We start from the raw sequence: 13,397 nt of genomic DNA on the forward strand, positions 1-13,397 counted from the left end.
GAGAAGTTTAGCGGAGCAGGCGGCCGCTGGTGTTGCCGCGCATGATGTCTTCCACCTCGGCCACGGTTACTAAGTTAACGTCGCCGTGAATGGTGTGCTTGAGGGCCGACGCGGCCACGCCGAAAGTGAGGGCCTGCTGCGGGTTGTTGTAAGCAAGCGAGCCGTAGATGAAGCCCGCCATGAAGGCGTCGCCCCCGCCGATGCGGTCCACGATGGGGTTGATGTCGTAGGTGATGGTTTCTAAAAACTGCTGGCCATCGTAAAAAATGCCCTTCAGCCCGTTATGCGAAGCGCTGTGGGTTTTGCGGCGGGTGGTGATGACTTGCTTGATTTGCGGAAACCGCGCCATCACCTGCTGCGCCACCGATACGAACTTGTTGTCGGTGCCGGGCAGTGGCACGATGCCGAATAAGTCCTCGGCGTCGTTCTCGGAACAGACCACCACGTCGCAACCCTGCACCAGTTCCGACATTACGGATTGCGCGGTCTGGCCGTATTGCCACAGGTTGCGGCGGTAGTTCACATCGGCCGATACGGTGAGGCCCAGGCGGCGCGCGGCGGCAATGGCCTGGCGCGTAGCCTCGGCGGTGCTGGCCGAAATGGCGGGCGTAATGCCCGTCCAGTGCAGCCAGCCGGCATCTTTCAGGATTTCATCCCAGTTGAAAGCGGCCGGGTCGAGGTTGGCGAAGGCCGAGTTGGCGCGGTCGTAGACGACCTTGCTGGCGCGCATCCCCGCCCCTACTTCCAGGAAATACAGGCCGAGCCGGTCCCCTTCATAAACAGTGGCGTCCATGTTCACGCCCAGGGCACGGAACTGCTGGGCCGCCGCGTGGCCCAGGTCATTGGCCGGGAAGCAGGTGATGTGCGCGGCGGGTACGCCCAGGCCCGCCAGCGAAGCGGCCACGTTGGCATCGCCGCCGCCGTACACGATTTCCAGGCTCTGGGTTTGCGCGAACCGGTAGTTCAGCGGCGGCGACAGCCGCATCATGATTTCGCCGAACGTGACTACTTGCTTCATTCGTGGAGACTTGGAGACTTGGGAACTTGAAAACTTGGCCGAAAGAACGGTCATGCTGAGCGTAGTCGAAGCATCTCGCGTGCTATCACTAATCCAATCGTTGCAATCGTCTTGATTACTACTGCACGCGAGATGCTTCGGCTACGCGGACGCCAGATGAGCATGACGTTCAATTATTCAATACTGCTACGCGGTTACGGCTGCGGCCTGCGCCACTTTGCCGAAACCAAAATACTCCTTGGCATTGCCGTAGCAGATGTTCTGCACCATTTTGCCGAGCAGGTCCATGTCGGCCGGCAGCTCGCCATTCTCCACATCGTTGCCGAGCAGGTTGCAGAGCACGCGGCGGAAATACTCGTGGCGCGGGTAAGACAGGAAGCTGCGCGAATCGGTGAGCATGCCCACAAAGCGCGACAGCAGGCCCATGTTGCTCAGGGCATTGATTTGCTTCTCCATGCCATCTTTCTGGTCGAGGAACCACCAGCCGGAGCCGAACTGGATTTTGCCCGCCACCGAGCCGTCGTTGAAGTTGCCAATCATCGTGGCGATGAGCTCGTTGTCGGCTGGATTCAGGTTGTAGACAATGGTTTTCGCCAGCTTGTTCTGGCCATCGAGCCGGTCGAGGAAGGTGGAGAGGGCGCGGCCCTGCGGGAAGTCGCCGATGGAATCCCAGCCCGTATCGGGGCCAAGCTCGCGGAGCATGCGCGAGTTGTTGTTCCGCAACGCACCAATGTGGTACTGCTGCGTCCAGCCCTTTTCCCAGTCCAGCTCGGCCAGGAAAACCAGCATGGCCGATTTGAACTGGACGTTTTCGGTCGAAGTCAATTCGCTGCCGCCCCGGATTTTGCTGAAGCTGGCGTCGATTTCGGCCGCCGTGTAATTGGCGGCGTAAATGTGCTCCAGACCGTGGTCCGACAAGCGGCCGCCCACGCTGGCGAAGAAGCTGTGGCGGTTGCGCAGGGCCGTTTGCAAGTCGCCAAACGTGCGGATTTCCACTTCGGCCGCCGCTCCCAGCTTGTCGAGGTAAGCGTTGTAGCTCGGAGCGTCGTCCACCGCCATGGCCTTATCGGCCCGGAAGGTGGGCAGCACGCGCACCTCGAAGCCGGAAGCCGCCAGCGCCTGGTGGTGCTCCAGCGAATCGGCCGGGTCGTCGGTGGTGCAGAGGGTTTCCACATTCATCTTGCGCAGCAAGCTTTGCACCGAATACTCGGGCGTCTGGAGCTTGGCGCTGCACTCGTCGTAGATGCGGCGGGCACTGTCCTTATTCAGCAGCTCGGTGATGCCGAAGTAGCGGCGCAGCTCCAGGTGCGTCCAGTGGTAGAGCGGGTTGCGCAGGGTGTAAGGCACGGTTTCGGCCCATTTCTCAAACTTCTCCCAGTCCGACGCATCGCCGGTGATGTAGCGCTCGGGCACGCCGTTAGCCCGCATGGCGCGCCACTTGTAATGGTCGCCGTAGAGCCAGATTTGGGTGATGTTGTCGAACTGCTTGTCCTCGGCAATCTGGTCGGGCAGCAGGTGGTTATGATAGTCGATGATGGGCATCTGCTTGCCAAACTCGTGGTAGAGCGTGCTGGCCGTGGCGGTTTGCAGCAGGAAATCGTCGTTGAGAAAAGGCTTCATGAGCAACTAAATTGGGTGGGTGGGAGCCCTGGGATGCGCTTTAGCTTCGGGAACCGAAGGTAGGCCGCTCCCCGCGCCATATCCCTCCTGAAGGCTCCTGCTTTCGGTATTTATTAGCGAAAACGGTTGCGTAAATAGTTTAAAAGAACGTCATGCTGAGCTTGCCGAAGCATCTCTACCACGTAACTAATTCAATGCTGATTCAACGAAGCGGTAGAGATGCTTCGGCAAGCTCAGCATGACGTTCTTTTAATGTCTGACTACAGCGACACCCCGCGCTTCCACGGAATGAAATCGGTTTGGTCGTGGCGCACGGCGGCCACTTCCTCGCCGCTGGCCACGCGAATGACATAGTCGAGAATGCGCTCGCCGGCCTGCTCGATGGTTTCTTCGCCGTCAATCACCGTTCCGGTGTTCACGTCGATGATGTCGGGCATGCGCCTGGCCAGGGCCGTGTTGCTGGCCACTTTGATAACCGGGGCAATAGGATTGCCGGTGGGCGTACCCAAACCAGTGGTGAAGAGCACAATATTCGCTCCCGAGCCTACTTCGGCCGTGGTCGATTCCACGTCGTTGCCAGGCGTGCAGAGCAGGTTCAAACCCGGCTTGGTTACCAGCTCCGGATAGTCGAGCACGGCCACCACCGGCGAGGAACCACCCTTGCGGGCCGCCCCGGCCGATTTCATGGCATCGGTAATCAGACCATCGCGAATGTTGCCGGGCGAAGGGTTCATGTCGAAGCCCGAGCCGACGGCTACGGCGCTGTCGCCGTAGGCTTTCATCAGGCTGCTGAACCGCTCGGCCGTTTCCTGGTTCACGCTGCGGTCCACCAGCTCCTGCTCCACGCCGCACAGCTCCGGGAATTCGGCCAGGATGACCGAGCCGCCCAGGGCCACCAGCATGTCGGAAACGTGGCCGAGGGCCGGGTTGGCCGAGATGCCGGAGAAGCCGTCGGAGCCGCCGCATTCCAGGCCGATGTTGAGGGCCTTGAGCGGGGCGGGCTCACGCCGGGCCTGGTTGGCAATCATCAGGCCGGCGAAAGTCTGGCGCAGCGCGGTGCTGATGAGGGTTTCCTCAGTGCCCAGCTTCTGCTGGTCGAGGATGTAGAGCGGCTTGCTGAAGTGGGGGTCGCGCTTCGCGATTTCGTCCTGCAGCATGCTGGCCTGCGCGTTCTGGCAGCCCAGGCTGAGGACGGTGGCGCCGGCCACGTTGGGGTGCGTGATGTAGCCGGCCAGCAGGCCGCACAGCGTCTGGGCATCCTGGCGGATGCCGCCGCAGCCACCCTCGTGCGAGAGGAAGCGGATGCCGTCCACGTTCGGAAACGGCCGGTTATTTTGAGCCGCGTCGGCACTGGCTTCGAGGTCGGCGCTGAGGATTTCCTCCACCGTTTTGCCGGCTTGCATCAGCTCCACCAGCTTGCGGGTTTCGGGCTGGTAGCTTTTGCGACGGCCGTAGCCGAGGTCGGTTATCAGCGCATCCTGCAACACCTGGATGTTGCGGTTTTCACAGAACACCAGCGGAATCACCAGCCAGTAGTTGGCGGTACCCACGCGGCCATTGGCGCGGTGGTAACCCTGGAAGGTGCGGTCCTGCCAGGCGGTTACGTCGGGGGCAGTCCAGGCGGCGCGCCGGTGGGCGTGCTCGTCGTAGCTGTTGGTGGCGTGCTGGATATTGGCGGTGGTGAGGCGGCCGCCGGGGCGGATGGCCTCGCGGGCAGTGCCCACGAGCACGCCGTACATGGTAACGGGCTGGCCCTGCGTCAGGCCCAGGGGCGCGAGCTTGTGCTTGGCCGGAATGGCTTCGGAAGTGGTGACGAACCCATTTTCCCAGGGCACTTCGGTGCCGATGGGCAGGTCGGCGAGGGCGACCAGCACATTGTCGGCGGGGTGGATGCGGGCAACTTGATGTTTCACGGGGTATTTTTTTTAACTGAACGTCATGCTTCGGCTCCGCTCAGCATGACGTTCATAGTGCTGATTAATTAGCCAAGGCTGATTTTTTGGTAAAAAACGCGGCCAGGGTGGCCGGCGCACCTTCTTCCAGCAGCTGGTTCAGGTATTGGCTCACCTTGTCGGCGAAGCCGGGCAAGCGAGTCAGGTCGTGGCCCCAGAGAGCGGTGTTGCGCAGCGCGGCAGCGGTCAGCTCCTCCGGCAACAGCTTGGCCCACAGGTCGGCAAAATAGCCGGCGCGGTCGTCCTGAATGAGGTAGGACTGGCCGTTGGCTTCGCCCTGGCCGGTGCTGGCGCCAGTAGCCGTGTTGCGCATAAACAGCAGGTAGGCCGCGAAGCCCAGCGCCACGTAGTGCGGCACAGCCTCGTGCTGCTGATAGTAGTGCAGCAGCGTGGGCACGTTGCGCATCTGCATTTTCATGGTGCCCTGCATGGCAATGGCCAGCCAGCGGTGCTCCAGGTAAGGGTTGCGGAAGCGGTCGAGGACCTGCATACCGAAGCGCTGACCCACTTTCTCGTCGACGGCGTACGGGATACCGGGCAGCAAATCGGCCAGCATCAGGTTGTGAATGAAGCGGGCCAGGTTCTCGTTTTCCAGGGCCTCGCGCACCGTAACGCAGCCCACGAGGTGGGCCAGGGCGAAGCTCAGCGTGTGCGTACCGTTGAGCAGGCGCAGCTTCAACTCGCGAAACAGCGTGATGTCGGGCCGGATAACCACGCCTTTGGCCACGGTGTGGAACGAGAGCACCTCGCGCACCCGCTCGCCGCCTTCGATGGCCCAGAGCGCATAGGCTTCGGCCACGGTCAGCAGCTCGTCCTGATAACCGAGGTCGGCCTGAAGCCGGGCGTAGGTAGCGGCGTCGGGCTTGCCCGGTACAATGCGGTCGACCAGCGTATTGCAGAAGTGATTGGCCGACTCGAGCCAGTCGATAAAGGCACTGCCGAGGTCGTTGCGGTGCGCCAGCTCCAGCACAATGGCTTCGAGCTTGCGGCCGTTTTCGGGAATCAATTCGGTGGGCACCACCACCAGCCCGCAATTCACGTCGCCCTCGAAGGCCACGAAGCGCGCGTAGAGCACGGCCAGCAGCTTGCCGGGAAACGAGGTGGGCGGGGTAAGGTGAATATCCTCATTCACCAGCTGAATGCCGACTTCGGTGGTATTGGAAATGACTACTTGTAAGTCGGGGCTGGTGGCAAATTTCAGCACTTCGGCCCACTGGCTTTTGGCCGAGAGCACGCGGCTGATGCTGCTGCACACCACGTTTTCTTCCACCGGGTGGCCATCATCCACGCCGCGAATGCACACCGTGTACAGGCCGTCCTGGCGCTCAAAAGCCGTGGCGTCGCCGCCGTCGGTGCTTTTCACCACCACAATGCGGCCGTTGAACACGCCCCGGCGGTTGGCCTCGTCAATCATGAAATCGGGCAGGCCGCGCAGCAGCACGCCGGTCCCGAATTGCAGCACCTTCTCGGGCAGGGCAAACAGGCCCGGCGTGGGCCAGGACACCGGGGCCGTGCTGCTGGGCATGGCCGAAGCCAGCTGTCTATTTAAAGTGTCCATTTGTGCGGTGGGGATATTAGTTGTTGCTGAACGAAGCTAGAAGTGGGTTTCACTTCTTCTCTCCCGTACTCACCCGCTTCTGCCAGGCCGGATAATCTTTAGTCAGTAATTTTTCGGGCCAGGTGCCGGCGTAGAGGTAGCCAGCGCGGCGCTCGTTCTCAATTTCGCTGAGCTGGTAATGCACCTGGCTGTCGCGGCCCACGTAGATGGGCCGGTCAGTATTCAGCTCATAAAACCGCGCCCAGATGGTGGAACCCACCTCGGGCACAATGACCCGGTCGCGGCCGCGGGGCTCGTTTGGGGCCGGGATGTCCTTCATGGCCGTGTTGGTCAGCTTCCCTTTTTCGAACCAGGCCACGGCGCTTTCAATCGACTTTTTCACGGCCGCTGAAGGCTGCGGAATGCCCATCAGAAACCGCACGATTTCGACCGACTCGTCACCGCTCAGCGAGGCCAGCTCGAAGGCGCGGGCCTTGGCCGGCTGCAAAGTCTTCTCGTCGTACTGGGCACACCAGGCCGTGAGTTGGCCGTTGCGCACGTACTGGGTTTTCAGAATGCATTCGGTGCCGCGCTCCACGGCCTGCTGGGCCAGCGGCTTCAGCGCGGGGTCGAGCTCGCCGAATCCTTTGGTGCCAGTGGCCGCGTTGCGGAGCACTTCCAGCACCCGCACCATGGCGTTGTCGTTGTAGGTAATCTGGTGACGGTAGTTGCTGAAATCGGGGTAATACTGGGGGAAGCCGCCGTTGGCGTACTGCATTTTCAGCAGGAAGCGGATGCCGGTTTCGGCGCCCATGCGGTAGGCAGGATTATTGGTTTGCTGATAAGCCCCGACGAGGTAACTGATTTCCCGGGTCGTGGCATTGTTGTCGATGGTGGCATCGCCGCGCTTTTTATCGGCCAGGGTGCTGGCGCGCTCGGCCATGCTGAGGGGATATCTGTAGTCGACTTTGTGGTCGCCTACGGCCTTGGGCCAGCCGCCAATGGCCCGCTGAAACACCAGCATTTTTTCGGCGGTGCTGTCCTGCATCACGTCTTGCACCGCAGCTTGGGTGGCCCGGAAAGTTTCCGGGCCACCCGTGGCTACCGTCGCCTGCTGGGCTTGGGGTATATCAAGTCCCACCTTGCACAGTCCTGCCAGCAGGAATAGTAATTGCAGCGTCATCATGCGTCAGAATGCGAGGTCCAATCCTCAGGTAATCGTGGTTACTGATTTCAAAAAAGCGCGGTACGGGCCGGCCCATGCCCGATGGTTAGTAGCCCATGTTCTGGTGCAGGCCAGGGGTCGAGTCAATGGTTTTCTGCGGGATGGGCAGCAGTTCCTTGCCCAGGTGGGGCACGTACTCGGCGGCCAGACCGGTGGCACCGGGTCCGCTAGCGCCTAACGCGGCAAGGCTGGTGCTCTGGGTCCAGTTCACGCGGGTGGTGCCGGCGGGAGCGGTGGCCGGCGTGGGCCGGTAGAAAGAATTGGCCCACTGCACCTCGCCGTTCACTGTTTTGTAATAGGCTCCGGCAGGCAATAGCCGGGGGCCGTAAAAGGTGGGCACGGGCTGGCCATTAGCCATTTTGTTGATGTTGTCCCGGGCCTCGGCAATTTTGGTGCTTAGCAGGCCCCAGCGCAACAGGTCGTATTTGCGAATGCCTTCGCCACCAAACTCTACCAGCCGTTCGTTCTGGAGCGCGGTGCGGAAGGTAGTGGCCGTGCTCAAATCCAGGTTGCGGGCGGCGTTGGCGGCATTGGGGCCAAAGCCTCGGCGGCGCACGCTCAGCAGCGCATTCACGGCGGCAGTCGTGGGCCCGTTCAATTCGTTTTCAGTTTCGGCAAACATCAGCACCACGTCAGCAAAACGAATAAGGGGCCAGTTGTAGCCCAGGTAGTTGCCCCCGCCGGGCACGGGCGGGCTGTGCCAGTCGCGGCGGAATTTGCCGTCGGTGGCCTTGTCCAGCGCCACGCCAATTTTCGAGTCGCTCGCCCCGCCCGTTGCCGTGGCACGGGTGTAGGCGGTGATGGTCAGGTCACGGCGCTGGTCGGTAGAGTCGAAGGCATAGAAATACGGCGGAGTTACCGTAATGGCACCGCTGGAAGTGCCGTAGGTAGTCGAGTTCAGCCTGGGGCCGTTGTAGTAGCCCAGCTTGCTATCCGAGGAAGCGGCCGAAGTGCCGGTGCCGTGCGCTACCTCCAGCATCAATTCGTGGGTGGCATCGGCCTGCAGGTGGTTGATGCTCAGAAACACGTCGGAGTAGCTCGGGTTGAGGCTGTGCTCGCCGCTGTGCGTGCTCTGCATCAGCTCCTGGCAGATGTCGTGCGCCAGTTGCAGCGAGGTGCGGTAGTCGGCGGCCCGCTCGTTTTCGTGGTCGCCTTTGGGGTAGTAGCCGCCCCGGGCCAGGGCCAGGCGGGCGCGCAGGGCCATCACCCCGCCGCGCGTAAATCGCTCCCGCTCCGGCGCACCGGCCGAGCGCCACAGCACCAGCTTGCTCGCCTGGCGCAGGTCTTCAAGCAGTTTATCATAGGTCGCGTTGCGGTCTTCGTTGGGAAAATCCTTGCCCACGATGGAAGGCTCCCGAGGGGCCGGCACGTCGCCCCAGTTCCGAATCAGCTCGTGCATGAACTGCGCCCGCAAGGCCAGCACTTCGCCGTGCAGGTGGTGCAGGGTGGCCGAGTCCGCGCCGCTCGCGTACTGCGGCATTTGCGGGATGTACTTGATGCAGATATTGGCCCGCTCCACGCCCTGGTACAGGGCGTTCCAGCCGTTTTCTACTTCGGCATCGGTCGACGTTTCGGCGTAGCGGCCAATGGCCCGACGGCCGGCCTGGCTGGCGCCGGATTGCCCAATGAACTCATCGGTATCGTAGGGATAGTACAGGGCCACGGTTTTGCCGTAGGTGTTATCGCCAGAAAGCTGGTCGTAAACGCCCGTTACGGCCCCGGAGGCCCCGGTCACGGAACTGAACGTGGCCTCCGTGGTATTGAAAGCCACGGGGTCGACCTGGAGGTAGTCTTTGCACGACCATAGGCCGGCCGTACCGCACGCCACCGTCAGGGCGATAGCAGAACGAAGAAGGGAGATTTTCATAAGAATAACCGGTGGGCGGACTATGTATGATTACAAGGAAAGGTTGACGCCGAACAGGAAGCCCCGGCTACGGGGATAGGCAGCGTAGTCGACACCCGGCGTGAGCGGGCTGCTGGCCCCCTGGCGGGTATTGGCCTCGGGGTCGTAGCCCGAGTACTTGGTGAAAACGTACACGTTGTTCAGCGTCACGTAGAAGCGCAGCTGCGTGAGCTTGGCGCGCGAAATCAGGGTTTTGGGCATGGTGTAGCCCAGCGTGATGTTGTTGATGCGCAGGAACGAACCGTCCTCGATGGCCCAGGAGCTCACGAAGTTTTTGCGGGTGGGCGTCCAGATGCTGGCGTTCTGGTTCAGGTTGCGCGAGACATCGAGGTCGGTGATGGCGACGCCATTGTCGTCGATGGTGCGGAACCGGTTGTTCATCGTCGACAGCAGGTTGGCGTAGGCATACCGGGCGGTCGTGAACTCAATTTTGTTGGCGTTGTACACGTCGTTGCCGTACACGAAATTCAGGAACACACTGGCATCAAATGCCTTGTAAGTGAACTGCTGGTTCAGGCCGCCCACCACTTTGGGGTTGGCATTGCCGATAATCGTGCGGTCGGCTTCGTTGATGACGCCGTTACCGTCCAGGTCCTTGAGGCGAATGGTGCCCGGCGCCAGGTTGTTACCCGTCGTGCTGGCGTCATCAGCCACGCCGGGCTTGGGCGTCCAACGGCCGGTGCTCGCATTGTAGCCCGTGAAATCATCGGCCGTGTAAAAGCCTTTGCCGTTGCCGCCCGAGTAGTCCACCACGTAGCCAAACATCTGCCCCACGGGGCTGCCCACCTGGGTCAGGAAGTCGGAGGAAATGTCGCTGCTGGCCCAACCCGAGCTGGAGAAGATGGACGAAGCCGAACCCAGGCTTTCAATCCGGCCGCGGTTCATGGCCGCGTTGGCGTTAGCCGACCAGGTGAAGTCCGGGGTCTGAATGATGTTGCCGGACAGCTGGAGCTCAAGGCCGCGGTTGGTGGTCGAGCCGATGTTGCGGGTTTGGGAAGTATAGCCCGAAATTGAGGAGATGGGCACGTCCACCAGCAGGTCGTGCGTGGTGTTGTAGTACACGTCGGCCGTCAGCTGCACCCGGTTGTTGAACATGGCCAAATCCACGCCCAGGTTGCGGGAAGTGGTAGATTCCCACTTCAGGTTGGGGTTGGGCAGGCGCGTCGAGGCGGCTCCGTTATAGGACACGTCGTTGAATGCGTACTGGCTGTTGCCGGTTTGGTAGAGCTGCGAATACAGGAAGTTCTGAATGCGGTTGTTGCCGGCCTCACCGTAGCTGACGCGCAGCTTCAGGTCCGAAATCTGGCTGACGTCGGCCAGGAAAGCTTCGCGCGAGATGCGCCAGGCAACCGAAGCCGCCGGGAAGTAGCCCACCCGGTTGTTCGCCCCAAACTTGGAGGAGCCATCGGCCCGCAACGTGGCCGTCAGCAGGTATTTCTCGTCGAAATTGTAGTTCAGGCGGCCAAAGCCCGACAGCAAGCGGTACTCGTCACGGTCGGTAGTGGGCGACGGCTGAGCAAACGTGCTGCCCGGCAGGACCCCTTGGTTGATGTTGGCAATGGCTTGCTCGGCCGTAATCTCCTTGGGCAGGTACTTGGTCTGAATGTTCTGCGAAGTAGTCAGCTGCTGATAAACCTCTTCGCCCAGCAAGGCATCAAAGCTGTGCTTGCCCGTCTTGAAGGTGTAGCTCAGCACGTTCGAGTTGTTGATACTCGTCGTCACCCCCGTGTTCACATTGGCAAAGGGCTGAAGGTTGAAGTTGCCGGCGGGCTGGCGCAGCGTGGGCGAGTACGGGCCGTAGAAGGATTCGAGGCTGGAGTTGGTGATGTCGATGCCGCCCGTGGAGCGGAACGTCAGGTCTTTGACGATGATGAAGCTGGCATTGCCGGCCAGGTTCAGCACCTTGCGGCGGTTGCGGCGGTAGTCGTTGTCGATGGCCACCAGCGGGTTCACCAGGTTGCTGTTGGTCACGAAGTCTTCGTCGAACACGTTGGGGTCGGTCGAGCTGATGTTTGGCAGCTCCAGCGGCAGGTACAGCACCGTGTTGCGCAAGCGGGTGTTAATGGAGGACGTGGAGACACCCTGGGGCGTGGTACCGTTGGTGGAAGTACCGGCCCCCTCAATCACCTGGTCGTTGTAGCGCACGTTGAAACCCAGGCGCAGCTTTTCCGAAGCCTTAGTGTCGAAACGGAAATTCAGCAGGTTGCGAACATAGCCCGAGCTTACCTGAATGCCGTCTTCCTGGTTGTTGGTCAGGCTCAGCGAATACGTAGTGCCCTTATTGCCGCCCGATACCGAAACGTTGTGCGTCTGCATGAGCGCCTTGCGGCCGAATACCTTGTTCTGCCAGTCAATGTTGGGCGTGTTGCGCAGGTTTTGCAGGGTGTCGCTGCGAAAGCGCGTGGTGCCAAACCGCGACTTGAACGCCGACAGCCCCGTCGAGCCGAGCGAAGTTGCCCGCTCAAACTGATAATCCACAAACTGACTGGGGTTCATTACGTCCAGCTTTTTGGCCAGGGCCCGCACGCCCACGAAGCCGTTGTAGCTAATTACTGTTTTGCCCTCACGGCCGGCTTTGGTCGTGATGATAACGACACCGTTGGCTCCGCGCGCACCATAAATGGCAGTGGCCGAAGCATCCTTCAGCACGTCGACCGACTGGATATCCTGCGGCGCAATCACGGCCAGGGCGTTTTCTACCTGCACCCCGTCTACCACATACAGCGGCGAGTTGTCCTGCGTCACGGAGCCACCGCCCCGCACCCGCACCACCACGTTGGCACCCGGCGAGCCTTCCGACGACGTCAGTTGCACACCGGCCAGACGGCCGGCCAGGGCCTCAGCAGCCGAGTTGACCGGAATATCCTTAATCTGCTGCGCGCCCACCGACGATACCGAACCCGTCACGTCGCGGCGCTGCACGGCCTGGTAGCCAATCACCACCACGTCTTCCAACTGCTTGCTGTCCGAAGCCAGGGTCACGTTGATGGTGGACTGGCTGCCCACCGTCACTTCTTTCGACACAAAGCCCACGTAGCTGAAGCGCAGCGTGGCGTTGTCGCTGCCTGCTGGCAGTGTAATGCTGAAGTCGCCGTTAGCGCCCGTAGAAGCGCCATTGGTAGTACCTTCCACCAGCACCGTCACGCCCGGCAGGGTTTCGCCTTCGGCCGACTTAACGACGCCCTGAACCTGATGGCTCTGGGCCGCCGCCAGCCCAATGCCGCCGAAAAGCAGCAGCCAGAGCAGGAAATAATATTTCTTCATATTAAAAAAAGTTGGGTGGGAGTTTTAATGAAAAGCCTTAGCGGAGCGTGTCGAGGGGCACGGCATCCATGTCGGTGTATTCGCGGTTTTCGCCGGCCATGCCCCAGATAAAGGCGTAAGCGCTGGTGCCGCAGCCCGTGTGGATGGACCACGGCGGGGAGAGAATGGCCTGCTCGTTGCTCACCCACAGCGGGCGGGTTTCGGTGGGCTCGCCCAGCAGATGCAGCACGCGCTGGCCCTGGGGTAGGTTGAAGTAGAGGTAGGCCTCCATGCGCCGGTCGTGCGTGTGGCTGGGCATCGTGTTCCACACCGAGCCCGCTTTGAGCTGCGTGAGGCCCATCACCAGCTGGCAGCTCTGGATGCCTTCCTGGTAGATGTACTTGTAGATGGTGCGCTCGTTGGCCGTTTCCGGGGTGCCCATTTGCACCGGCGTGGCCTCGGCCTGGGTGCGCCGCGTGGTGGGGTGCGCCGCGTGGGCCGGGGCCGAAAGCAGGTAAAACTTGGCCGGGTTGGCCGCGTCGGCGCTGGCAAACGTCACGTTCTGGGCACCCAGGCCCACATACAGGCAGTCCTGGTTGCCCAACTCGTACACCGTGCCGTCCACCGTGACGGTGCCGGCCCCGCCCACGTTCAGCGCACCCAGCTCGCGGCGCTCCAGGAAGAAATCAGCTTTGAGCGACTCGGGACAGGGCAGCGTCAGCGCTGCCTCCGTGGGCTGCGCGCCGCCCACAATCATGCGGTCGTAGTGCGTGTAGGTCAGTTGAATTTCACCGGGCACGAAGATATTTTCAATCAGGAAATGCTCCCGGATATCCGTGGTGTTCAGGGTAGCCGTTTCGCGGGGGCCAATGGCAAAGCGCTGGGTCATGTTTTCA

The 13,397-nt window shown here is 61.5% G+C and carries 8 protein-coding genes; all 8 read right to left on the reverse strand.

The annotated features are described in order from the left end of the window. Positions 1-7: 7 nt before the first annotated feature. The 8 genes from J4G38_RS17115 to kduI all read right to left on the reverse strand — a co-directional run bounded on the left by J4G38_RS17115 (position 8) and on the right by kduI (position 13,390). A complete protein-coding gene (locus tag J4G38_RS17115; protein WP_210519093.1) occupies positions 8-1,018 on the reverse strand; it encodes a sugar kinase in 1,011 nt (336 codons plus the stop codon). A 186-nt stretch (positions 1,019-1,204) separates the two neighbouring features. Then, positions 1,205-2,638: a glucuronate isomerase gene (gene uxaC, locus J4G38_RS17120; protein ID WP_210519095.1), complete on the reverse strand. Its 1,434-nt coding sequence runs from the start codon at positions 2,636-2,638 to the stop codon at positions 1,205-1,207. 260 nt (positions 2,639-2,898) lie between these two features. After that, positions 2,899-4,551, reverse strand: coding sequence for a UxaA family hydrolase (locus tag J4G38_RS17125; RefSeq protein ID WP_210519097.1), 1,653 nt, complete (start codon positions 4,549-4,551; stop codon positions 2,899-2,901). A gap of 64 nt (positions 4,552-4,615) precedes the next feature. Continuing rightward, positions 4,616-6,148, reverse strand: a complete 1,533-nt coding sequence (locus J4G38_RS17130; RefSeq protein ID WP_210519099.1) for a tagaturonate reductase — start codon at positions 6,146-6,148, stop codon at positions 4,616-4,618. A 49-nt stretch (positions 6,149-6,197) separates the two neighbouring features. After that, complete coding sequence (pelA, locus tag J4G38_RS17135) at positions 6,198-7,313, reverse strand: pectate lyase (RefSeq protein ID WP_226163507.1); 1,116 nt, start codon at positions 7,311-7,313, stop codon at positions 6,198-6,200. A gap of 85 nt (positions 7,314-7,398) precedes the next feature. After that, positions 7,399-9,219, reverse strand: a complete 1,821-nt coding sequence (locus tag J4G38_RS17140) for a RagB/SusD family nutrient uptake outer membrane protein (protein ID WP_210519101.1) — start codon at positions 9,217-9,219, stop codon at positions 7,399-7,401. A 30-nt stretch (positions 9,220-9,249) separates the two neighbouring features. After that, complete coding sequence (locus J4G38_RS17145) at positions 9,250-12,522, reverse strand: SusC/RagA family TonB-linked outer membrane protein (RefSeq protein ID WP_210519103.1); 3,273 nt, start codon at positions 12,520-12,522, stop codon at positions 9,250-9,252. Positions 12,523-12,559: 37 nt separating this feature from the next. Continuing rightward, a complete protein-coding gene (kduI, locus tag J4G38_RS17150; protein WP_210519105.1) occupies positions 12,560-13,390 on the reverse strand; it encodes a 5-dehydro-4-deoxy-D-glucuronate isomerase in 831 nt (276 codons plus the stop codon). Positions 13,391-13,397: the final 7 nt, after the last annotated feature.

It is taken from the genome of Hymenobacter terricola, assembly GCF_017921975.2.
In the GTDB taxonomy this organism is placed as follows: Bacteria; Bacteroidota; Bacteroidia; order Cytophagales; family Hymenobacteraceae; genus Hymenobacter; species Hymenobacter terricola.

What these genes read in the sequence shown, in the direction of transcription:
- J4G38_RS17130 (WP_210519099.1), bottom strand. Translation starts at nt 6,148, where the DNA reads ATGGACACTTTAAATAGACAGCTGGCTTCGGCCATGCCCAGCAGCACG.
- J4G38_RS17145 (WP_210519103.1), bottom strand. Translation starts at nt 12,522, where the DNA reads ATGAAGAAATATTATTTCCTGCTCTGGCTGCTGCTTTTCGGCGGCATT.
- J4G38_RS17140 (WP_210519101.1), bottom strand. Translation starts at nt 9,219, where the DNA reads ATGAAAATCTCCCTTCTTCGTTCTGCTATCGCCCTGACGGTGGCGTGC.
- J4G38_RS17115 (WP_210519093.1), bottom strand. Translation starts at nt 1,018, where the DNA reads ATGAAGCAAGTAGTCACGTTCGGCGAAATCATGATGCGGCTGTCGCCG.
- pelA (WP_226163507.1), bottom strand. Translation starts at nt 7,313, where the DNA reads ATGATGACGCTGCAATTACTATTCCTGCTGGCAGGACTGTGCAAGGTG.
- kduI (WP_210519105.1), bottom strand. Translation starts at nt 13,390, where the DNA reads ATGACCCAGCGCTTTGCCATTGGCCCCCGCGAAACGGCTACCCTGAAC.
- uxaC (WP_210519095.1), bottom strand. Translation starts at nt 2,638, where the DNA reads ATGAAGCCTTTTCTCAACGACGATTTCCTGCTGCAAACCGCCACGGCC.